Source organism: Varunaivibrio sulfuroxidans (assembly GCF_029318635.1).
Classification (GTDB): domain Bacteria; phylum Pseudomonadota; class Alphaproteobacteria; order Rhodospirillales; family Magnetovibrionaceae; genus Varunaivibrio; species Varunaivibrio sulfuroxidans.
The window spans coordinates 897,736-919,406 of sequence record NZ_CP119676.1; the positions used below are offsets into that span (position 1 = coordinate 897,736).

At 59.9% G+C, this 21,671-nt stretch carries 20 protein-coding genes; 15 read left to right on the plus strand and 5 right to left on the minus strand.

Annotated features, from left to right (window positions below; genetic code table 11):
• Positions 1-32 precede the first annotated feature (32 nt).
• From P3M64_RS04155 to P3M64_RS04165, 3 genes are read right to left on the minus strand one after another with little or no spacing between them, the layout of a single operon-like run.
• A complete protein-coding gene (locus tag P3M64_RS04155) occupies positions 33-2,435 on the minus strand; it encodes an aldehyde dehydrogenase family protein (RefSeq protein WP_132937951.1) in 2,403 nt (800 codons plus the stop codon).
• A gap of 4 nt (positions 2,436-2,439) precedes the next feature.
• Positions 2,440-3,462, minus strand: a complete 1,023-nt coding sequence (gene deoC / locus P3M64_RS04160; protein ID WP_207893094.1) for a deoxyribose-phosphate aldolase — start codon at positions 3,460-3,462, stop codon at positions 2,440-2,442.
• Positions 3,459-4,439 (minus strand): sugar-binding transcriptional regulator, encoded by a 981-nt coding sequence (locus P3M64_RS04165; RefSeq protein ID WP_132937950.1) that lies wholly within the window; start codon positions 4,437-4,439, stop codon positions 3,459-3,461. Before P3M64_RS04165 ends, deoC begins: the two co-directional genes overlap by 4 nt.
• A 326-nt stretch (positions 4,440-4,765) precedes the next feature.
• Between P3M64_RS04165 and P3M64_RS04170 the strand changes: the two genes are divergently transcribed.
• On the plus strand, positions 4,766-5,935 hold the full coding sequence (locus P3M64_RS04170) for an MFS transporter (protein WP_165886217.1): 1,170 nt from the start codon (positions 4,766-4,768) through the stop codon (positions 5,933-5,935).
• A gap of 15 nt (positions 5,936-5,950) precedes the next feature.
• Here P3M64_RS04170 and P3M64_RS04175 read toward each other — a convergent pair whose 3' ends face one another.
• Together P3M64_RS04175 and P3M64_RS04180 are read right to left on the minus strand one after the other, a co-directional pair.
• The gene (locus P3M64_RS04175; RefSeq protein ID WP_132937948.1) at positions 5,951-6,160 is read right to left on the minus strand and encodes a hypothetical protein; all 210 of its coding nucleotides are present in this window, start codon (positions 6,158-6,160) and stop codon (positions 5,951-5,953) included.
• A complete protein-coding gene (locus P3M64_RS04180; RefSeq protein ID WP_165886216.1) occupies positions 6,121-7,350 on the minus strand; it encodes a hypothetical protein in 1,230 nt (409 codons plus the stop codon). Before P3M64_RS04180 ends, P3M64_RS04175 begins: the two co-directional genes overlap by 40 nt.
• Before the next feature lie 636 nt (positions 7,351-7,986).
• On the opposite strand from P3M64_RS04180, the gene P3M64_RS04185 reads away from it, so the two are divergent.
• The 14 genes from P3M64_RS04185 to P3M64_RS04250 all read left to right on the plus strand — a co-directional run bounded on the left by P3M64_RS04185 (position 7,987) and on the right by P3M64_RS04250 (position 21,615).
• A complete protein-coding gene (locus P3M64_RS04185; protein WP_132937946.1) occupies positions 7,987-8,577 on the plus strand; it encodes a hypothetical protein in 591 nt (196 codons plus the stop codon).
• Between the two features lie 126 nt (positions 8,578-8,703).
• A protein-coding gene (locus P3M64_RS04190) for an IS630 family transposase (protein WP_243644718.1) occupies positions 8,704-9,653 on the plus strand; the annotation gives its coding sequence in 2 pieces (ribosomal slippage) (positions 8,704-9,046 and positions 9,046-9,653; 951 coding nt in all).
• Between the two features lie 106 nt (positions 9,654-9,759).
• A complete protein-coding gene (locus P3M64_RS04195; protein ID WP_132937945.1) occupies positions 9,760-10,221 on the plus strand; it encodes a hypothetical protein in 462 nt (153 codons plus the stop codon).
• 160 nt (positions 10,222-10,381) lie between these two features.
• Positions 10,382-10,978, plus strand: coding sequence for a hypothetical protein (locus P3M64_RS04200; protein WP_132937944.1), 597 nt, complete (start codon positions 10,382-10,384; stop codon positions 10,976-10,978).
• Between the two features lie 121 nt (positions 10,979-11,099).
• The gene (locus tag P3M64_RS04205) at positions 11,100-11,555 is read left to right on the plus strand and encodes a hypothetical protein (RefSeq protein ID WP_132937943.1); all 456 of its coding nucleotides are present in this window, start codon (positions 11,100-11,102) and stop codon (positions 11,553-11,555) included.
• A gap of 160 nt (positions 11,556-11,715) precedes the next feature.
• A complete protein-coding gene (locus P3M64_RS04210) occupies positions 11,716-12,312 on the plus strand; it encodes a hypothetical protein (protein ID WP_132937942.1) in 597 nt (198 codons plus the stop codon).
• Positions 12,313-12,428: 116 nt separating this feature from the next.
• Positions 12,429-14,342, plus strand: coding sequence for a LysM peptidoglycan-binding domain-containing protein (locus P3M64_RS04215; protein WP_276157061.1), 1,914 nt, complete (start codon positions 12,429-12,431; stop codon positions 14,340-14,342).
• A 520-nt stretch (positions 14,343-14,862) separates the two neighbouring features.
• The gene (locus P3M64_RS04220; protein ID WP_132939822.1) at positions 14,863-15,516 is read left to right on the plus strand and encodes a class I SAM-dependent methyltransferase; all 654 of its coding nucleotides are present in this window, start codon (positions 14,863-14,865) and stop codon (positions 15,514-15,516) included.
• Positions 15,517-15,612: 96 nt separating this feature from the next.
• Positions 15,613-16,191: a cytochrome b/b6 domain-containing protein gene (locus P3M64_RS04225; protein WP_132939821.1), complete on the plus strand. Its 579-nt coding sequence runs from the start codon at positions 15,613-15,615 to the stop codon at positions 16,189-16,191.
• 222 nt (positions 16,192-16,413) lie between these two features.
• Positions 16,414-17,088: a tetratricopeptide repeat protein gene (locus tag P3M64_RS04230; protein WP_165886387.1), complete on the plus strand. Its 675-nt coding sequence runs from the start codon at positions 16,414-16,416 to the stop codon at positions 17,086-17,088.
• 10 nt (positions 17,089-17,098) lie between these two features.
• Complete coding sequence (locus tag P3M64_RS04235; protein WP_243644825.1) at positions 17,099-18,490, plus strand: outer membrane protein assembly factor BamB family protein; 1,392 nt, start codon at positions 17,099-17,101, stop codon at positions 18,488-18,490.
• A gap of 45 nt (positions 18,491-18,535) precedes the next feature.
• Positions 18,536-19,990, plus strand: a complete 1,455-nt coding sequence (der, locus tag P3M64_RS04240) for a ribosome biogenesis GTPase Der (RefSeq protein ID WP_132939819.1) — start codon at positions 18,536-18,538, stop codon at positions 19,988-19,990.
• A 107-nt stretch (positions 19,991-20,097) separates the two neighbouring features.
• Positions 20,098-20,805: an ABC transporter permease gene (locus tag P3M64_RS04245; RefSeq protein ID WP_132939818.1), complete on the plus strand. Its 708-nt coding sequence runs from the start codon at positions 20,098-20,100 to the stop codon at positions 20,803-20,805.
• A gap of 48 nt (positions 20,806-20,853) precedes the next feature.
• Complete coding sequence (locus P3M64_RS04250) at positions 20,854-21,615, plus strand: energy-coupling factor ABC transporter ATP-binding protein (RefSeq protein ID WP_207893200.1); 762 nt, start codon at positions 20,854-20,856, stop codon at positions 21,613-21,615.
• The last annotated feature ends 56 nt before the right edge of the window (positions 21,616-21,671 follow it).

Consider the following 21,671-nt stretch of genomic DNA (forward strand, 5'->3'; position numbering starts at 1 on the left):
CGCGCACCGCCAAGCAGGGCTGAAACGCCCCATCATTCCCCAAAGGGGACCCAAATATTCTTCACTTCGACGCCATGGTCAAGGAAGCGCCGACCTAGCCCGAAGCGCCGGTCGGAAAAATTGCAATCCCCGGCGTCCAGCACCCAGGTGCGTTTCATGTTTCCCGCCGATAATCGCTCGACATCGGCCATGCCCGCGGGTGCGCCGAAATACCACATTCCATCGACCTGTTCATGCGCGGCCAAGGTTTCGGCTAGGACGTCCTGATCGCCGGTAACGATGTTGACCACACCGGCGGGAACGTCGGACGTTTCCAGGACCTGATAAAAATCGGTGGCGCTTAGGGGATGGCGCGCGGACGGCGTGATGACCACCCGGTTGCCCATGGCGATCGCCGGGGCGAGCATCGAAACGAAGCCCAGAAGCGGCGCGCCGTCGGGACACGACAGGGCTAAAATGCCGACCGGCTCGTTGACCGCCAGGGCCAGGCCACGGATCGGCGGGGTATGCACGGCGCCGTCGAATTTATCGGCCCAGGCGGCGTAATAGAACAGCCGCGTGAGCGTGTCGGCGACCTCCCGCTCCGCCGCCGCGGCGTCCATCGCGCCCATCGCCTGAAGACGCCGGGCGAATTCGTCCGCACGCGCCGACAAGTTTTCGGCGATGTAATACAGGATCTGCGCCCGGCCATGACCGCTCACGGTTCCCCAAGCGGCCGCCTTGCGCGCCGCCTCGACGGCGTTTCGGATATCCTTGCGGTTGCCCTCGCCGACCTCGGCGAGAACGGCCCCATCCGCGCCCGGCACCGGGCGGCTGTAGCCGCCGTCGGGGCGAACCTGCTTGCCGCCGATATAAAGCTTGGCGGTTCGATCCACCGAAGGCCCGGCGACGGAGGACCGCTTTACTCCCGAGATCGGTTTTGTCTTGCCCGCGGCGTCCTTGGCCCGCACCGCCTTGGGGGCGCTTGGGATCGGTTCCGGGCGCAGATATTCCGCCATGCCCTCGCGCCCGCCCTCACGCCCGAAGCCCGATTGGCGATAGCCGCCGAAACCGACCGCGGCGTCGAACATGTTGGTGCTGTTGATCCACACCGAACCGGCCTTGATCGCCGGGGCGACGCCGAGGGCGAGGTTGATATTCTCGCTCCACACGCTGGCGGCCAGTCCGTAGCGGGTGTTGTTGGCCAGCGCCACCGCCTCCTCCGGGGTGCGAAAGGTCATCACCGCCAGCACCGGGCCGAAAATTTCCTCCTGGGCGGCGATCGACGACGTGGTGACGTCCTCAAGCAGGGTCGGCGGATAGAAGATCCCCGTGCTTGGACACGGCGCGGCGGGTTGCCATAATCGCGCCCCCTGGGCCACGCTCCGCCCGACGATTTCGTTGATGCCGTCCAACTGGCGGGCATCGACGATCGCCCCGATGTCGGTGCATTTGTCCAACGGATCGCCGACGCGCAGCGTTTCCATGCGCGCCTTGAGCTTTTCGGTGAAGCGCGCGGCGACGCCTTCCTGGATCAAAAGGCGCGACCCGGCGCAACAGACCTGCCCCTGGTTGAACCAGATGGCGTCAACCACGCCCTCGACCGCGCTGTCGAGGTCGGCGTCGTCGAAGACGATGAACGGCGATTTCCCGCCCAGTTCGAGGGACAATTTCTTGCCGCTGCCCGCCGTTTTTTGGCGGATGATGCGCCCGACCTCGGTCGAGCCGGTAAAGGCGATCTTATCGACGGCCTCGTTTTCGACCAGCAGCGCTCCGGTGCGCCCGTCGCCGGTGACGATATTGACGACGCCCGCGGGCAGGCCCGCCTCGGCGCAGATTTCGGCGAAGCGTAGCGCCGTCAACGGGGTATATTCCGCCGGTTTGAGCACCACCGTATTGCCCGCCGCCAGGGCCGGGGCGATTTTCCACGCCAGCATCAACAAGGGGAAATTCCACGGCACGATCTGGCCGATCACGCCCAGGGGCCGATGCGCCGGGAATTCATCCTCGATCAATTGCGCCCAACCGGCATGATGATAAAAATGGCGCGCCACCAAGGGCACGTCGATATCGCGGCTTTCGCGGATCGGCTTGCCGTTGTCCAGGGTTTCCAGAACAGCCAAAATACGGGCGTGTTTTTGCACCAGACGGGCCAGGGCGTACAGATGGCGCGCACGGCCCGCGCCGCCCAGGGCGGCCCATCCCGGCTGCGCACGGCGGGCAGCACGCACGGCGTCGCCGACCGCCTTGTCCCCCCCTTGGGCGATGCTGGCCAGGACCTCGCCGGTCGCCGGATTGCAGGTTTCAAAATGCGCGCCGCCTTTGACCGCCGACCATTTGCCGTCGATGAAATGGCCGAACGTCCGCTTGTGAGACTCCAGCCAAGTATCGGCGGGACCGCGGTCCTCCGGGGCCGGTCCGTATTCCATGGTGTTCAAGATCTCCACAATATCCATGACCTTACCCTATCGGATGGAGGTAATCGGCGCTGTACGCCCCACGGGCGAAATGATCGAGCTGGCGTTCGATGTCGCCCAATAGGCTCGACGCGCCGAAGCGGAACAGGTCGGGTCGCAGCCAGCGCGACCCCAGTTCTTCCTTGACCAAAAACAGATAATTCAGGGCGTCCTTGGCGGAACCGATGCCCCCCGCGGGCTTGAAGCCGACGCGATATCCCGTGCGTTCGAAATAATCGCGCACCATACGCATCATCACCAACGACACCGGCAGGGTGGCGTTGGCGTCTTCCTTGCCGGTCGAGGTCTTGATGAAATCGGCCCCGGCCATCATGCACACCGCCGACGCCTTGGCCACGGCGCGCAGGGTTTTCAGATCGCCGGTCGCCAGGATCGTCTTCATGTGGGCGTCGGCGCAGGCCTCGCGAAAGGCCCGGACCTCGTCATACAGCGCCTGCCAGTCGCCGCATAAAACATGTTTACGGGAGATGACGATATCGATTTCGCGCGCCCCGGCGGCGACCGAACGCGCGATCTCCATCACCTTCAGGTCGAACGGGGTCTGTCCGGCGGGGAATCCCGTCGAGACCGCGGCGACGGGAATACCGCTGCCCTTAAGGGCGGTCACGGCGGGGGCGATCATTTCGTGATAGACGCAGACCGCCGCCGTGGTGACGACGCGCCCGTCCAGCCCCAGGGCGTTAAGGGTTTCGCACGACAGCGGCGCGCGCGCCTTGGCGCACAACCGGCGCACCCGGCCCGGCGTGTCGTCCCCGGCGAGGGTGGTCAGGTCGATGCACTCCAACGCCCGAATCAACCATGCCGCCTGCCATTGTTTCTTCACCGAACGGCGCGCGCCGATGCTCGCCGCGCGGCGCTCCACGGCGCTGCGGTTGACGCGCAAGGACGCGACCCAGTCGAGGTCCAGATCGCCGCCGGGATTGCGCGGCAGGTTCTGCGAATCCATAGCGGAAGTGGCTTCGGCGGCGGTTAATGGGGCGGCGGCCCGTTCGTCCAGCTTCGTCATGCGCCCTCTCCGTCGGCGATCTTCAATATGGACGCGGCGGTTCCCTCGTCAATGATCAAATCGGTAACGGCGCCCGTCCGTAAGGCCGCCAAGACAGCCTGTCCCTTATCCTTGCCCCCGACAACGGCGATCACCCTGCGTCCCTTCAGGTCCTCCAGGTGCAAACCGAGCGTCATCCGGTTGATCGCACTATCGACACGAAGCCCGTCGGCGTCGATAAAGCATCCCATGATATCGCCAACGGCGTTTTTATCCTGTAGATCGCGCCATTCGTCGTCACTGACCATGCCGACCTGCTGGATGTGGGCCTTGATCGCCGGGTCGCGCCCGACGGCCCCGACGCCGATCACGTAGACATCGGCCCGGCGCGCCAGTTCCATCACGTCGGCGACGCTTTTTTGCGCAATCAGCAATTCTCTCTCCCGGGTGCTGGCGGCGATATACGGCACCGGCAAGAAATATCCCTCACCGCCCGTACGTTCCACCATGTTGTGCACGATGTCGTAGGGATTGGCCGAAAGATTGCGGGTCAGGCTGCCGGAAACCGAAACGAATTTCAGGTCGGGCCGTTCGATGCGCGGAAAATTTTGCACCATGGCGGCCAGCGAGCGCCCCTTGCCCAGACCTATCGTTAGCCCATTGCCGCCTTCCAGAACGGCGTATAGGCGCTTGGCCGCCGCCGCGCCGACGCCGGCGAAGCGAAAACGGGAGCCGCGCGCGTCGTCATCGTCGATATCGGGGGCGACGACGCATGACTGCAAGGAGAAGCGGCGCGCGATCTCTTCTTCGAACCTAAGGCATTCGCCCGGTGCGCCCTCGATAAATACACGCACCAATCCCGCCTTGTGGGCCTGGCCGATCAGGCGGTGCGCCTTGGCCGAGGACACGTCGAGCCGCCGCGCGATCTCGCCTTGCGTATAGCCACCGATATAAGACAGCCAAGCCGCCCGCGCCGCGAGGCTTTCGTCATTCGTCATCGTCGTGGACTTCACGGAACAGCCAACCCTTCTTCACACACCCGCACACCCCCAAGTTGATCCTACGGACCTCGTGGGTCGCACAAACAAAGCCCTACCGGCGCGCCCTTAGGCGTCTCGAAGCGCCACAATGTGAAATTTTTTTCGCTTGATGATTTTTTTTTCAGGGTGATCCGCGCACGCCGAAAAGTCAACGCCCAAATCGTCACGATCCCGGAAAGGCGGCGCGGTAAATTCCAGTACCCTCCCGGCGCGAACGGCGGCATACTCCCCCAAACTATGCACCGCACGCCCGTTTCACCCCAGTTATGGACACGAGGCCGCAGATGTCGTCCGCGCTCACCCCGACGGCCCGATTATCCCTGGGCATTTTTACCATTTTCCTGATGATCGGCGTCTATGTGCCGTTCCTGCCCGCCTGGTTTAAAAGCCGCGGCCTTTCCCCCCAGGAAGTCGGCGTCGTTTTCGCCGCCGCCCTGTGGGCGCGCATCCCCATCAGCCTGTTTCTCGCCCACTTCGCAGATCGCAGCGGTCGGCGTAAGGGGATTTTGATCGCCGCCGGCGCCCTCGTTTTGACAGGATTTATCGCCTTCACGTTTTTGCACGGCTACGAGGCCATCTTGATTGGTTGGATAATCGTCGGCACCGTATTGACCACCATGGTGCCCTTGACCGACAACTTGGCGGTGATCGCGATCACGCGCCACGGCGCGAAGTACGGCCAAATTCGCCTGTGGGGATCGATCAGCTTTATCACCGCCTCGTTCCTTGGCGGACTGTTTCTCCAGGGCCGTTCCGACGACGCCATTTTGGTCCTGCTGATCGCCGCCGCCGCCGCCGCCACGGCGGGCATGGCGCTGCTGCCCGATCATCGTACGGCGCCCCGGCGCGCGCGGCGCTGGCCGGTGATCGAACTCTTATCCAACCGCCGCTTCATGGTGTTTATTTTCAGCGCGGCGTTTTTGCAATCCAGTCACGCCGCGCTCTACGGTTTCGCCACGTTGGCTTGGCGCAGCGCCGGGATCGGCGACGGAGCGATCGGTTTTTTATGGGCCGAAGGGGTGGTCTTTGAAATTTTACTGTTTACTTTCGGGCAACGGATATTATTGCGATTTGGGGTTTGGAAACTTTTGGCGATGGCGGCGCTGGCCGGGATCATCCGCTGGACGGCACTGGGAAGCAGCGCCGATTTTACGCTCCTAATCGCCGTTCAGAGCCTGCACGCGCTGACCTTCGCGGGCACCCATCTGGCGGCGGTGACCTTTATCGCCCGCAACGTTCCCGGCGAACAGAGCGCCAGCGCCCAAGGTCTTTATAGCGGCCTCGCGATGGGCTTCGTATTCGCGATCGCGATGCTACTTGCAGGCTGGGCGTATCAGCATTACGCCACCGGCGCGTTTTACGTCATGGTCGTCTTTTCCGCCCTGGGCGGCGTCGGCGCGCTGGCCCTGGGCGCGATGCCCCGCCCCCTTATCCCCGACCCCCTTCGCGATTGAGCTCGCGCCGCGCCTTTACGGAGCAACGCGGGTTTGGTGGGTGCCGAAAACGACCCATTTCTTGTTCTTGTTGGGATCGTCCAGGGCCACCGCGCGGCGCTGATCACAATACGAAATCGCCTGATCCCAGACCGCCTGGGGAACATCGGGACTTTGCCCATCGTAGCGCGCCAACGGCGGAATGATCAGAAGATTGAAAATGTCGGCGTCCTCAAGGGCGTACATCCCGGTTTTATTTTCCAGGTTGCCGTTGATCGTCGCCGCATCCAGAGCATTGCCGTCGCTCCCCTTTTGATCGACCTTATACGCCTGCCCCACAGGCGTCGCCACCGGGCGCTCCGTAACCACGCCTTCGACCTGAACGAATTGAGAATCGTCATTGAGCGTGCGCACGACATACGAAGGCGCGCTTGCATCCGACGAAAGATTAAGGAACGTTTCCGACGCGACGTCGCCACCGGGCGCTCCGTAACCACGCCTTCGACCTGAACGAATTGAGAATCGTCATTGAGCGTGCGCACGACATACGAAGGCGCGCTTGCATCCGACGAAAGATTAAGGAACGTTTCCGACGCGACGACGCCCTGGGTCGATGGATCGACAAGCTGAACCGTCAAATTAAACAACGTCGCATCGGCGGGATTGCGCGTGTTGTAATCGATAATAACCTGCAACCCATTACCCCATGCCCCACCGTTTTTGGCGCTCAGAACCATCGGCGCGGGATCGGCCTTCGGCGGTTTGGCGCTCGCGGCCTCGATCACCGGCTGCACGGTCGAGAAGGTTTTTGTCGCTAAGCTCGCCTTTTTCTTGTCAGGGTCGCTCGAAGCTTGCGCTTGTAGGCTCAACGTGCCGTTTTTATGGCTCCAGACGAGAAACTTGACATCCGTAATTTTCTTTCCGTCGGGAATGTTCTCGACCGCGATGGGCATCTCCAGAGTCACCGCCTTCTCAAAGGGTATCCCCTCGTCGCCGACGATCACGGCGGGTCCGACATAAGTGTAATCCTGGCTGAACGCCTGCTGGCCGGGCGCGATAAAAAGCGTAGTGTTTTCCTTAAGCGCCTTGGGAGGATCGGTGATGACCGTCCTCCCCGCGATCTTCTCGTCCTGAGCCTGCACGGTCTGGGGGGTAGTCGCGCCCGCATTGATAGGCTGCTGCGTCGTCACCCCCACGGGAACATGGATCTGGGCCGCCGTAGCGCCTTTTTCCAACCTGACCACATAGGCGTCCGCGCCGCCATTTTGGAAATACTGCTGCACGCTGTACGGTAGGGCAAAGGCGGCGTTCATGCCCCCGAACGCCCTTTCGAATGCGCTGAAATTCTGAACTCGAACCGGTTGATTGACTGGCTCCATGGTCGTCCGCCCGATAAACGCCGCGACGGAGGTCGGCACACCGGCAATGGCGCGCACAGCACTGGGTACTTCCTTAATATACACGCCAGGATAAGGTATACGTCGGCGCCATCTCACTCCCCATGCAAAAGTTATAAATTTCATCTTTAAGTTGATAAAGACTAACCCATAACGACAAAGCATGACAAGCTCAATTTATCTCGTTTTACGTGTTTTTTTATAAAAATTCTATGCGAAAATATGTCACCAAAACATCATAACCAATTAAATAAAAATAAAAAATTATATACACACCTAATGATACCGCATCATCAATAAAATAGTTGATGTATATCATTTCGAAAAAAACAAGCTAAAATGTCTACATAAAATAAAATTATTAGGTGTATTAATATAAAATAAAAAATACGCCCCTCATAAAAACACCTGCAAAACACCGCATACTCTAAAATAAAAATAAAAAAATAAATTCTATAAATACGTGTATTAACCGCCCTCACTCCAGCTAACGCTAGATAATGATATGTGAATTTTTTCCTTTATTGGGTTGCCTAGGGGCGCCGTTTTAGGATATAAACTGTTCCCAACGGCGCGCCATAGGTGCGCCGTTTTCCTGCCGGGATACGGCGGGGAGATGGGAGATGGGAGATGGGAACGTGATGGGAGGGAGATTGAGGATGAGGGAACCGCGCCATGGTTAGGTTTGCATCGTCACGGCGCGGGCGCGTCGTCGGAGGCCTTATCGCCGCCCTAAGCGCCGTCCTCTTTTCCACCTTGGCCATCGCCGACGCCGAGGCAAAAACCACCTTCGCCGCGCGCGAGGTCGTCATCCCCGCCCCGGGATCAAAACAAGCCGCCAACCCCGACCCCCTGACCCTGGCTCCGGCATCCCTCTGCCCCAAAACGCCCTACGGAAAGTGGTACCCTTTCAGTCGTATAACGATGCCCACTCGCGGCATCATGGAGATCAAAAAAGACCGTATCCGCTTCAGCAAACTCGGCGAATTCCGCTTTAAAATTCACCGTGGCCCCCGCAACGTGCCCTATCTCGAACTCCTCGACGTGCCCATGGCTTACGGATACCCTGTTATAGAACACTACATTGTTCTTAATTATGACCATGAGGGGATCGCATTTGAATCGTGCCTTATACAGGTCAGCGCATGCGAAACGGTTAAAAAGGCCAAAAAGGTGATCGAGAACACTTGGCTCCCTCCAAAGATACGGAAATTTGGCTACTGCGCCTACGACACATACATCCCCTATAAAAATCGCCGAGAATGAAGATTCATGACATTGATCCCAGGCGAGTTAACCTAGAGCATTTCCCGCCCCTTTTGAATCGTAAGGGATTCCCTTGAGCGGCGTTTTATGATTCAAGCTAAGGGCTGGATGAGGAGGCCAGCCCCTATGGCACGAACCCTTTCAAACGATCTACGCAAACGAGTGATTGAAGCCGTTAACGGCGGGATGTCGCGGCGGGCAGCGGCGGCGAAGTATGATGTTGGTGAGGCGACGGCGATCCGCTGGGTTGCCCGGTATCGCCGGACCGGAAGTTGGGAACCGGACAAGAGGGGCAGCGGCGCTCCCCGGAGCCCCCTGGACGGGTTGCGGACGGAAATCCTGGCTTTGGTCGAGGAGCAAGCCGACATCACGCTGGGTGAAATCGTCGTTCATTTGCACCGAGCCCATGGCGTGGAAACATCGAAGAGCTCGGTGGACCGGTTCTTTGCTCGACACGGCGTGACATTCAAAAAAAGACTGCGCACGCCAGCGAGCAGGAACGGGCCGACGTAAAGGCGAAGCGTGAGGCGTGGTTCAACGAACAACCGGACCTCAATCCCGAGCATTTGGTCTTCATCGATGAAACCGGTGTATCGACCAAGATGGCCCGTCTGCGTGGCCGATCCTTCCGCGGTGAGCGGTGTCGCGCGCCGGTTCCGCACGGGCATTGGAAAACGACGACATTCGTCGGCGCGCTCAGGCCGTCAGGGATCACCGCCCCAATGACGCTGGACGGGGCCATGACCGGCGCCGCTTTCCTGGCTTACGTAGAACAATGCCTCGCGCCGACTTTAAAGCGTGGCGATATCGTCATTATGGACAACCTGCCCGCTCACAAACGCGCCTCCATCCGAGAGGCCATTGAACGGGTCGGGGCGAGGCTCCTGTTTTTGCCACCCTACAGCCCGGACTTCAATCCAATCGAAATGGCGTTCAGCAAAATCAAGGCGTTGCTCAAAAAGGCCGCCGCCCGAAAAATCGAAGACCTGTGGGACGCCGTCAAAAACGCCATCGACGCGATCACGCCAGGAGAAGCGAAAAACTATTTTACCGCCGCAGGGTATGAGCCAGAATAATCGGGAAACACTCTAGGATAACATCCCAAATTTCAACCACACCCAGTTTCTAAAACAGCGCTTCGGCGCTGTTTTTTTATGCCTTTAACAACAAGGAGGATACACGATGACTGATCACAAAAAGCGGCAAATTGATGATTACGGCCAACGATCCCTTGATAAAATATACCCCTTGGCCAGCCATTTGGAGCGCGACAAACACAATTATTACAACAACGGACGCCACGTTCCGACCATCGGCATCGGCTACGCCGCTGTGGTTTTGGGGCGGGACGGGCGGTGGGTGGTCAAACCGACCTTGGAGGCGGACATGCGCGCGGCGAAGATCCCGCTTGGCGATTCCCAAAAAAAGACCCTGCGCGCCATCGCCGACGAATTGAACAAGGGCGAGAACGCCGACACCAAGCGTCTCGATGGGATGATCACCGCCCTGCGCGGCCCGGAATTGACCCCGGAGCAGACCAAGGCTTTGTTCACTCCGTCCTACGCCCGCTTTTACGACCAGACCCGCAACATCATCGGCGATCCCCTGTTCGCCGCCCTCAGTCCCAAACGTCAGGGGGGGTGACGACATATGCATTTATGTGAATTTTTTCCTTTATTGATCCGACGATTTGGTGTATAAGATGACCCCAACGGCGCGCCATAGGTGCGCCGTTTTCCTGCCGGGATACGGCGGGGAGATGGGAACGTGATGGGAGGGAGATTGAGGATGAGGGAACCGCGCCATGGTTAGGTTTGCATCGTCACGGCGCGGGCGCGTCGTCGGAGGCCTCATCGCCGCCCTAAGCGCCGTCCTCTTTTCCTCCTTGGCCATCGCCGACGCCGAGGCCGAGGCAAAAATCACCCTCGCCGCGCGCGAGGTCGTCATCCCCGCCCCGGGATCAAAACAAGCCGCCAACCCCGACCCGCTGGCCTTGGCTCCGGCGCCCCTCTGCCCCAAAACACCCTACGGCAAGTGGTATCCTTTCAGCCGCCGGACAATGCCTATTTTCGGCATTATGGAGATCAAGAAAGACCGCATCCGCTTCGGCAAGCTCGGCGAATTCCGCTTCAAAATTCACCGGGGGCCCCGCAACGTGCCTTACCTCGAACTCCTCGACGTGCCCGTGGCTTACGGATACCCCGTTATAGAACATTACATTGTTCTTAATTATGACCATGAGGGGATCGCTTTTGAATCGTGCCTCATATGGGTCAATACATGCAGAACGGCGGAATATGCTAGAGATATAATTGGAAACGCTTGGCTTCCCAAAGAAAAACAAAAAGATAATTACTGCAATGGAGATACATACATCCCCTATAAAAATCGCAGGGAATAGCGAACGCAGCACCGTGCCCAAGAGGTTTACAAATTAAAGCCCCAGCCCAACTACCCTCAATCCCCCAAACAGCGCTTCGGCGCTGTTTTTTTTATGCACCTAACAGTATGGAGAATCTCTTATGACCAAACAAAAGGCGAACCTCGATTTATATGGGCAATCCTTAAATAAAATATATTCGCTCGCAGGAGGCGCGGAGGGACCAGGGAAAACCTACTACAACGACGGACGCCACGTTCCGACCATCGGCATCGGTTACGCCGCCGTGGTTTTGGGGCGGGACGGGCGGTGGGTGGTCAAGCCGACCTTGGAGGCGGACATGCGCGCGGCGAAGATCCCGCTTGGCGATTCCCAAAAAAAGACCCTGCGCGCCATCGCCGACGAATTGAACAAAGGCGAGAACGCCGACACCAAGCGTCTCGATGGGATGATCACCGCCCTGCGCGGCCCGGAATTGACCCCGGAGCAGACCAAGGCTTTGTTCACTCAGTCCTACGCCCGCTTTTACGACCAGACCCGCAACATCATCGGCGATCCCCTGTTCGCCGCCCTCAGTCCCAAACGTCAGGGGGGGTGACGACATGTGCATTTATGTGAATTTTTTCCTTTATTGATCCGACGATTTGGTGTATAAGATGACCCCAACGGCGCGCCATAGGTGCGCCGTTTTCCTGCCGGGATACGGCGGGGAGATGGGAACGTGATGGGAGGGAGATTGAGGATGAGGGAACCGCGCCATGGTTAGGTTTGCATCGTCACGGCGCGGGCGCGTCGTCGGAGGCCTTATCGCCGCCCTAAGCGCCGTCCTCTTTTCCACCTTGGCCATCGCCGACGCCGAGGCCGAGGCAAAAATCACCCGCGCCGCGCGCGAGGTCGTCATCCCCGCCCCGGGATCAAAACAAGCCGCCAACCCCGACCCGCTGGCCCTGGCTCCGGCACCCCCCTGCCCCAAAACACCCTACGGCAAGTGGTACCCTTTCAGCCGGATAACGATGCCCACCCTGGGCATCATGGAGATCAAGAAAGACCGCATCCGCTTCGGCAAGCTCGGCGAATTCCGCTTCAAAATTCACCGGGGGCCCCGCAACGTGCCTTACCTCGAACTCCTCGACGTGCCCGTGGCTTACGGATACCCCATTATAGAACATTACATTGTTCTTAATTATGACCATGAGGGGATCGCTTTTGAATCGTGCCTCATATGGGTCAATACATGCAGAACAGAAAAAAGAGCTAAAAACGCGATCGAGAACACTTGGCTCCCCCCAAAAAAACAAAAGAATGATTTCTGTGGTTGGCACACATACATTCCTTATAAAAACCGCAGAGAATGAAGATTCCAAGCAAGTTGATTTAAGGTAACATCCCAAAATTCAGCTATACCCAATTTCCAAAAAACAGCGCCTCCGCGCTGTTTTTTTTGTGCCCTTAACAACATGGAGGACAAAAAATGACCGAGAACAAAATTAGCGATCCGTACAAACAGTCGTTGGGTCATATCTACGACATTGCCCGAGGAATAGAAGGAAGAATGCAATCCACCTACTACAACGACGGTCGCCACGTTCCGACCATCGGCATCGGTTACGCCGCCGTGGTTTTGGGGCGGGACGGGCGGTGGGTGATCAAGCCGACCTTGGAGGCGGACATGCGCGCGGCGAAGATCCCGCTGGGCGATTCCCAAAAAAAGACCCTGCGCGCCATCGCCGACGAATTGAACAAGGGCGAGAACGCCGACACCAAGCGTCTCGATGGGATGATCTCCGCCCTGCGCGGCCCGGAACTTAATCCAGAACAGACCAAGGCTTTGTTCGCGCAGTCCTACGCCCGCTTTTACGACCAAACCCGCAACATCATCGGCGATCCCCTGTTCGCCGCCCTCAGTCCCAAACGTCAGGGGATTTTGACGCTGGTCACGTATCAGTCCCCGGCCAGCGTCCGGCGCGAACGGGACGCCTTGCAAAAGGCCCTTCGGGCGGGGGACATGAAGGACGTCGGGCGCATCCTTATCCGTATCGGCAGATACCTACACGACGAAAGTCGTGGCCTCAGTTTCGCCAAGCACTTCATGAACACCAACGAGAAAGGCACGGTTACGGTGAACAATGGGGATACCCTCGGCGCTATTTCCGCGCGTTATCACGTTCCCCTACGCGCCGTCATGGCGGCGAACCCGGACATTGCGAACGCCGATAAAATTCGCGCCGGAGACCTGATTTGTCTGCCCCGTGCGGCGTATCGGCAAAAACCCGGCGATCTTTGGGCCGACGCCCCGGCGGCGCCATCCGCCCAAGGTCCCGCACAAAACCCTTCCGACGCGCCCGGCGCGGCCTCCAAGGCGCAAGTCGGGGCGACAAAAGATGCCGGCAAAGACGGCCTGTCGGGCAATCCCGCTCCCGATAACCGCCCCGTCCATAAATCGGGGAAAGGCGCACCGACGGACCAGGGAAACGCGCCCAAACAAGCCGTCCCCGGGCAAAGCGGCGACGGGGCGGGAACGGCGCCCCATGCCCAAAATGCGCCGTCCCAAGATGCCCCCACGGCCCAAAACAAAGTCACGGCAAAAGACAAAGCCGCCCCCCAAAACAAGCCTGCGGGAAACGGGGAGACGAAGGAGAAGGACGCGGCCCCGGGAACGGCGGGGAAAGTTCCCGCCCCGGCGAAAACTCCCGGCCCCGATCTTTCGCAAAACGCCATCGACCGGTTGAGCCACCTTTACGGCGACCGCGCGCGGGCATCGCGTGTGCTGCGCGGAACCATCCCCGAGCAAGTCCGAAACAAGGACTTCTTCACCCACGCCAACGACGGCGTCGCCGCCCTGAAGGCGATCTTGGCCCCCAAGATATTGGCCCCCAAGAAAAGCCCCTTGCCAATGAGCACGGCCCCAAAAAACACGGCCCCGGGAAACAGAAAAGCCGCCGCGAAAGGGGGATTTTCGCCGATCCCCACGCGATCGCCTTTTCCGTCGGCCTCGCCCGTTCCATCGTCGCCTTCATCGTCGGCTTCATCGTCATCACCCACGTCCGCCCGCGCGGCCGTTCCATCATCGAAAACGGCCGAGATCGCCGGGCTGTTGCTCGACAAGGCAATGGCCGAACGGGTGATGACGTCGAAGGCCTACGCAAGCGCCAGCCATCCGCTGCACGCCTTCGCGGCGAACGCGGTGCGCAATTTCTTCAAGGCCGCCTACGCCGACAACACCCCCAACGCCCCGCAACGCACCACCATCGCCCAGGAACCGGGACGCGCGCGGGCCATCGCATGGATCGAACACCAGCGCGCCACCCCGCCCGCGGGCACCCGCGCAGACCGCCTGGTCAAAATCGCCGCCCACCGAAAAACCACCGGAAAATGGCCCCGGTGAGAATGACGTCATTGTTTCGGTCCACACGACAAAGACCGACCGGGACCCCTGATTTTTCCCGATCGGTCTTTAATGTCAAGAATGTGGTCTCAACCTTACAAATCGGTATCTTTACAATGCCTTTCCATCCGTGCTGTCTTATAACCCTAAGATGAGCATGGGATACATACCACGCACCGGACCGATAAGCCGCAACAACAAGGATCAAACCGCGAAAACGGGTTTCATCCGGTCGCGACGTGGTCCCCTTTCGCTTCTTTTGGATTTTTGAACCGCCTGTTCATGTTAATGCTTTTAAAATCGACACTGCGAGAAAACATCGTGCGTTAACCTTCAAGACAATACCCACCGCGGTCACGATACGTGGCGTTTTCGCCCACGCATCGCATGGTTCGCGCTATCACTGGTCCGGCCCGAAGTTCCAATACTCAGACCCCGTCCGGTCGATGGGCCGGGCGGACCGAATAATGCCATGACCGATTTAATCGTCGTTCAAGCCTAACTATGGAGAGCTGAATTAATGACCGATTCACACCTTGGCGCATTTCTGCTGCAGTGGATCAAAAGTCCACAGGAAATGGGATCTCTGGTCCCCAGCGGGGGCACCCTGGCCAACGCCATGGCGCGCCAAGTCGGCATGCGTGAAAACGGAACCATTATCGAACTGGGCGCGGGTACCGGCGTGATCACAAGCGTCCTTTTAAAAGCGGTTTCCCGTGCCGACCAACTGATCGTGGTGGAGAATAATCCGAATTTGGCCGGATTGCTGCGTGGAACGTTTCCCGATGCCCAGATTGTCGAACGCGATGCCGCCAAACTGGGCGTCATCGCGCGTGAACACAATGTCGGCGAGGCGTGCGATATCGTCTCGGGGTTGCCGTTCCTGCTGCTGACACGCAAAAAACAATACGCCATTTTAAAGCAGGCCTTCGCCCTGATCGGCTCGGGGGGCACCTTTGTGCAGTTCACCTATGGCCCGAAAACACCGATCTCGCCCAAAGTGCTCAACCGATTGGGGATCACCGGAAGGCGCGTCGCCTTCGTGTGGCGAAACATGCCTCCCGCGTTCGTCTGGCGTTTTGAAAAACGCCGTACAGCGGCGTTCGAGGCCAGCCACGAAGGCGTTCTCTCCGACTCGCCCGCGCATGGCGCGCCCTCGCCGTCTTCGGCGTAATCCTCTTCGAACCATCGCGACCCGAGAAACCATCCCGACCCGAGCAAAATCACCGAAACCGACCTCGCGTTGAGTCCAAAACAAAGAAACTGCACCATGAAACGATCCTTGATTACACGTTTTCTTCACCTTCTTCTGGCATCGTCGATCGTCTTCCAGCTTGTCGTCACCTGGGTCATGCGCGTTCCCCGCCCCGCCATCGGTCGCGCCGCCAATTTCGGTTTCGAACTGCACCAATACGGGGGGCTCGTCAGCTTTACCGTCATCATGCTGTTTTGGATATGGACCCTGGTCCGTCGCCGGGAGACCTCGGTAAAGACGCTGATACCCTGGTTTTCCACAAACGAGCGGCGCGCCGTCATTGACGATCTCAAGACCCACGCCGACGCCCTGAAAAAAGGTCGCCTGCCCGAGCCCGACGAAAAATCCCCGCTGGCCAGTGCGATCCACGGCCTGGGCCTGACCATCGCGACGATCCTCGCCGTCAGTGGAACTTTTATTTTCTTCTCGATGGCGCCGAACGGCGCCCTGACCGCCCTGGGCTGGGGCGCGGCGCAGGTTCACGGCGCCGTCGCCAACTTGATGTGGGCCTATTTGATCGCCCACGCCTCGCTCGCGGTGCTGCACCAAATCATGGGGCACCGCATCTTGCAGCGCATGTTTTCGGTCGGATAAATTTTTTCCCCTCAAACGTGGCGCGCCCCGAAAAACCTGCCTGGATAGGTTCGTCAAGGCAGAAATACGCCGCCAACGTCATCACGACGTTTGCCTTCGCGGGCCGGGGGCGATATCTTGTGCCGGCGAGCCGACGTATCGTGCGCCCGGCGCGGCGGCGCGCCGGCATTTTCGCGCAAAGACCAAGCAACTGAAAAACCCCGCCGGGGAGTGGAGACGTTCGTGGCCGAACACAGCGAAGAAGCGCTTTTTAGGGAAATCAACGATGAACTGCGGCAGGATTCCATCGCCAAGATTTGGAAGAGATACGGCGCCTATATTCTTGGCGTGACGATCGCCATTATCATAGGCGTCGCCGGTTACCAAGGCTGGAAAACATACGACACCCATCACCGGGAAAAATACGGCGAACGCCTCCACGCGGCTTTTACCCTGGCGGCCCAAGGCAAGATCGACGCTGCCGTGACCGACCTCAACGCCCTGGCTAAAAAAGCCGGTGGCGGATATGCGATGATCGCCCGCTTCAAGGAAGCCGCGCTTTTGTTGGAAAAAAAGGACGCCTCGGGGGCAATCGCGATCTATGACGCGCTCAGCGCGAACGCCAGCCTCGACCCTCTATATCGCGACATCGCCGCCATCGAAAGCGCGCAGGCGTCGATAAGCCTTCCCGGCGCCGAGGCGCACGCCGACGCCGTCATTAAACGCCTGCAGCCGATCGAGGCCGCCGACAACCCCCTGCGTTTTAGCGCCCAGGAAGTTTCCGCCGCCTATTACCTGAAAAAAGGCGACCGCAAAAAAGCGCACGACCTTTTCAACGCCATCGCCACCGACGCCAGCGCGCCACAGTCGTTGCGCACCCGCGCCGGCGAATTGGCCGCGGCGTTGGCCGCTAATTGAGGCTCCGAACATGACGTCAGAACGCATCGATACGCCCCCCCCCCTCACGGTCGCGCCCTTCCCACGGGCAAAACGCCGCCTGGGGGGGCTATCGGCGCTCGTTTTGACGATGGGTGCGCTGAGCCTACTCGGCGGTTGCGACACTTGGTTCGGCACTTCCAGCGCCCCGCCGCTGCCCGGTAAGCGTATTTCCGTCCTGACCCATCAAAGCACGCTGACGCCGGACGCCCAACTCAAGGCTAAACCCATTTTGCTGCCCGCCCCCTCACCCAACCCCGATTGGCCGCAGCAGGGAGGCTATGCCAACCACGCCATGTATCACATCCAGGTCAACGCCACCCTGCATGAAGCATGGCGCGTCAATATCGGCGCCGGAGCCAGTTCGAGCCGGCGCTTCGTCACCTCGCCGATCGCGGCCGAGGGCAAAGTCTTCGCCATGGACACCGAAACCAACGTCGGCGCCTATGACGCCAAGACCGGAGCCCGGTTGTGGCGCGTCTCGCTGACCCCCAAAGACGAGAGCAGCAGCCTAATTTCGGGTGGATTGGCCTACGACCACGGACGGGTTTTCGTCACCACCGGGTTCGCCCAAGTGATCGCGCTGGACAGCGCCACCGGAAAGGTCTTGTGGCGCAGCCCGGTCGATGGACCTATACACTCCGGCCCCACGGCGCGCGGCGGGCGCGTGTTTACGGTCACCCTGAACAATACCCTGTACGCCCTGGCCGCCTCCGACGGTCGGACGCTGTGGACCCACAACGCCATCGCCGAGGGCGCAAGCCTGCTCGGCGGGGGCAGTCCCGCCGTCGATCAGGGGGTCGTCGTCGCCCCCTTCACGTCGGGCGAGCTGCTGGCGTTCAAGGTTGACAACGGACTGATGGTGTGGGCCGATTCACTAACCTCGGTACAACGCACGAACGCTATTTCGACAATTTCCCAGATCAAGGCGTCGCCCGTCATCGATCGCGGTCGGGTTTTCGCCATCGGTAACGGCGACGTCATGGTCGCCATCGACCTGCGCACGGGGAAACGCCTTTGGGATAAGGCCATCGGTGGACAACAAACCATCTGGACGGCGGGCGATTACCTGTATCTGATCACCAATAATCAAGAACTGATCGCGATATCGCGCGCCGATGGGGAAATTCATTGGGTGCGGCAACTGCCCGAGTACACGGACCCCAAAACCCGCCTACACCCTGTTATCTGGACCGGACCCTTGCTCGCCAGCAACCGGCTTATCGTCGCCGGATCCAAGGGACAAGCCCTCGCTATTTCTCCTTATACCGGGAAAATTCTCGGTCAGGTCGAAATGCCTTCGGGCGTTTCCGTCCCGCCGATTATCGCGGGTGGCAGCGTTTATTTCCTGACCGACAACGCACAGCTGATCGCCTATCGCTGAACAGCCAACGCCGGGCCCCAAGAGGCCTGATGGAGTTCCTGCCCGATGCCCTTGACCGTCGCCATTATCGGCCGCCCCAACGTGGGGAAATCCACGCTATTCAACCGTCTGGCGGGTAAGCGTCTGGCTATTGTCGATGACACTCCCGGCGTCACCCGGGACCGCCGCGCCGCGCCGGGGCGGATCGCCGACCTCGCTTTCACCGTGGTCGATACCGCCGGACTGGAAGAAGCCTTCGACGATTCCTTGGAAGCGCGCATGCGCACGCAAACCGAAACCGCCGTCGATCAGGCCGACGTCGGGTTGTTGCTGATCGACGCCCGCGCCGGGGTCACGCCGATGGACAAGCACTTCGCGTCCTGGCTGCGCAAACGCAAGACCCCGGTTATTCTGATCGCCAACAAATGCGAGGGCCGCGCCGGTCAAAGCGGCATGATCGAGGCCTTCGAACTGGGCCTGGGCGAGCCGATCGCCATTTCCGCCGAACACGGCGAGGGTATGGGCGAATTGTATGACGCCCTGCGCCCGCTGCACGATGCCCGGCGGGAAAAAGAAACATGGCAGGACAAAAAAGCCGACGCCCAATCCCACCCCGCGCCGACCACCGCCGCCGTGAATGACGATCGAAATGGAAAAGGTGAAGCCGAAGCCCCCGACACCCTCACGGACGACGATGCCGACGGCGAACCCCGATTGATCCAAATGGCGATCGTCGGTCGCCCCAATGTGGGAAAATCCACCCTGATCAACCACTTGATCGGCGAGGACCGCCTGCTCAGCGGTCCCGAGGCCGGCATCACCCGCGACGCCATCACCATTCCCCTGCATCACAAAGGGCGGCGGGTCGATCTCGTCGATACGGCGGGGCTGCGCCGCAAGGCCAAGATCACCGAAAAAATCGAAGGCCTGTCCAGCGCCAATACCCTAAACGCCATTCGTTTCGCGCAGGTCGTCGTTCTCGTGCTCGACGCCCAGGATCTTCTTGAAAAACAGGACCTGACCATCGCCCGTTTGGTCGCGGACGAAGGGCGCGCCTTGATCATCGCCGTCAACAAATGGGATATGGTGCGTGACAAAAAGGGCGCGTTGCAACGCCTGGCCGATCGCCTGGAAACGTCATTGCCCCAGGTTCGCGGCGTTCCCGTCGTCACTTTGAGCGCACACACGGGGAAGGGCGTCGCCGCCCTTATTCCTAAGGCCCTATCCGTTTACGATGCATGGAACACGCGGATATCGACGGGCAAGCTAAACCGTTGGCTGGAAATCACCACGGAACGCCATCCGCCGCCCTTGGCCAAGGGACGGCGGATCAAGGTGCGCTACATGACGCAGGTCAAAAGCCGCCCGCCGACCTTCGCCGTCTTCGTCAGCCAGCCCGAGGGCATGCCCGAATCGTACCTGCGCTATCTGACTCACGCCCTGCGCGAGGACTTCGCCTTGGAAGGTTTGCCGATCCGTATCTTAATGCGTAAAGGCGCCAACCCTTACGCCCCGGATTGAGCGGCGTCACCGAAAAGGGAGATTTTTGCCCGCCCCATTGGGCGTGCTATCCTTTTACACCTTCGATCTTCTTTTTTAACCTCTAGCGATGTGGAACCCGTTCCCGCATGTCCGATATCGGCGCCGCGTTTGTCGCGGCTTTTCATCTTATCGTCAGCATGGATCCTCGCCTGGCCGAAATCGTTTTTCTTTCGTTCCGGGTCAGCTTCCTCGCCGTCACCCTGGCCACCGTGGTCGGACTGCCGGTGGGCGCGGCGGTCGCCTTGTTCCGCTTTCCCGGGCGCAAGATGGCGATCGTCGCCCTGAATTCCATGATGGGGTTGCCGCCCGTCGTCGTCGGTCTCATCGTGTATCTATCATTATCCCGGTCGGGTCCGCTCGGCGTGTTCGGGCTCCTATTTACCCCCAGCGCCATGATTATCGCGCAGTTTTTATTGATCACACCGATTATCGCCGCCCTCGCCCGCCAAGTCATCGAAGACCTGTGGCGTGAATACGAGGAACAGCTCCGCTCCTTGGGCGCAGGCCCCCTGCGTGCGCTGTTCACTTTGTTGTGGGACGGGCGATTTTCTCTGTTCACCGCGGTACTCGCGGGTTTTGGCCGCGCCAGCGCGGAAGTCGGCGCGGTGATGATCGTCGGTGGCAACATCGACCATGTCACCCGGGTCATGACCACCGCGATCTCGTTGGAGGTCAGCAAGGGCGATCTGCCGCTCGCCCTCGGCCTCGGCCTCATCTTGATATCGATTTCAATCAGCGTGAACGCCGCCGTGTTTTGGATCCGCGAGCGCGCGAGCCGACACCTCTATGCGTGAGCCCTCGATCATGTTGACATCTTCCCTCCTGGTTGCCATCGTCCCCGCATGATGAGCGAAATTCTCCCCCTTGAATTGAAAAACGTCTGCTTTCGCGTCGACACGATGCCCTTGATCAAGGACATGAACCTGCGCATCGAGAGCGCCAGGCGGGTATTGATTTTAGGGCCAAACGGCGCCGGGAAGAGCCTCCTCTTGCGCATTTGTCATGGACTGGTGCGCCCCAGCGAGGGGCAAGTGATCTGGCACGGCGACGCCGTCGATCCCGCACGCCACCAGGCGATGGTTTTTCAAAGACCGGTGATGCTGCGCCGTTCGGTGCGCGCCAACGTAGCCTATGCCCTGACGCTGAGGGGGATCGACGCCCGCCATCGCCGCGACATCGTCGATGAAGCCCTCGAACGCACCGGAATCCGCCGGCTCGCCGACCGGTCCGCCCGGACGCTGTCCTTCGGCGAGCAACAAAAATTGGCGTTTTCACGCATTTGGGCGCTGAAACCCAAAGTGCTTTTTTTGGACGAACCGACCGCCAGCCTCGATCCTTCGGCGACCCACGTTATCGAGAACGTAATCAACGCCATACATGCCCTGGGGACCACCATCGTCATGGTTTCGCACGATTTCGGTCAGGCCGAACGTTTGGCCGACGAGGTGTTGTTCCTCCATCGCGGGCGCCTACTCGAACAATCTCCGGCGAAGGCTTTCTTCAAGGAACCGAAAAACGACCTGGCGCAAGCCTTCATGAACGGGAAGCTTCTGTGGTGGCGGCGGGGCAGCGGTCCGCGGCGCGACCCTATTCACAATCGCTAGGCTGCCCGAGCATTGGGTTCCCCAAACGCCAACCTCTCCGAAACCACGATCCGGGG

Coding starts and splice junctions, on each gene's coding strand:
- P3M64_RS04155 (WP_132937951.1), bottom strand. CDS start 2,435: ATGGATATTGTGGAGATCTTGAACACCATGGAATACGGACCGGCCCCG.
- deoC (WP_207893094.1), bottom strand. CDS start 3,462: ATGACGAAGCTGGACGAACGGGCCGCCGCCCCATTAACCGCCGCCGAA.
- P3M64_RS04165 (WP_132937950.1), bottom strand. CDS start 4,439: ATGACGAATGACGAAAGCCTCGCGGCGCGGGCGGCTTGGCTGTCTTAT.
- P3M64_RS04170 (WP_165886217.1), top strand. CDS start 4,766: ATGTCGTCCGCGCTCACCCCGACGGCCCGATTATCCCTGGGCATTTTT.
- P3M64_RS04175 (WP_132937948.1), bottom strand. CDS start 6,160: ATGTACGCCCTTGAGGACGCCGACATTTTCAATCTTCTGATCATTCCG.
- P3M64_RS04185 (WP_132937946.1), top strand. CDS start 7,987: ATGGTTAGGTTTGCATCGTCACGGCGCGGGCGCGTCGTCGGAGGCCTT.
- P3M64_RS04195 (WP_132937945.1), top strand. CDS start 9,760: ATGACTGATCACAAAAAGCGGCAAATTGATGATTACGGCCAACGATCC.
- P3M64_RS04200 (WP_132937944.1), top strand. CDS start 10,382: ATGGTTAGGTTTGCATCGTCACGGCGCGGGCGCGTCGTCGGAGGCCTC.
- P3M64_RS04205 (WP_132937943.1), top strand. CDS start 11,100: ATGACCAAACAAAAGGCGAACCTCGATTTATATGGGCAATCCTTAAAT.
- P3M64_RS04210 (WP_132937942.1), top strand. CDS start 11,716: ATGGTTAGGTTTGCATCGTCACGGCGCGGGCGCGTCGTCGGAGGCCTT.
- P3M64_RS04215 (WP_276157061.1), top strand. CDS start 12,429: ATGACCGAGAACAAAATTAGCGATCCGTACAAACAGTCGTTGGGTCAT.
- P3M64_RS04220 (WP_132939822.1), top strand. CDS start 14,863: ATGACCGATTCACACCTTGGCGCATTTCTGCTGCAGTGGATCAAAAGT.
- P3M64_RS04225 (WP_132939821.1), top strand. CDS start 15,613: ATGAAACGATCCTTGATTACACGTTTTCTTCACCTTCTTCTGGCATCG.
- P3M64_RS04235 (WP_243644825.1), top strand. CDS start 17,099: ATGACGTCAGAACGCATCGATACGCCCCCCCCCCTCACGGTCGCGCCC.
- der (WP_132939819.1), top strand. CDS start 18,536: ATGCCCTTGACCGTCGCCATTATCGGCCGCCCCAACGTGGGGAAATCC.
- P3M64_RS04245 (WP_132939818.1), top strand. CDS start 20,098: ATGTCCGATATCGGCGCCGCGTTTGTCGCGGCTTTTCATCTTATCGTC.
- P3M64_RS04250 (WP_207893200.1), top strand. CDS start 20,854: ATGATGAGCGAAATTCTCCCCCTTGAATTGAAAAACGTCTGCTTTCGC.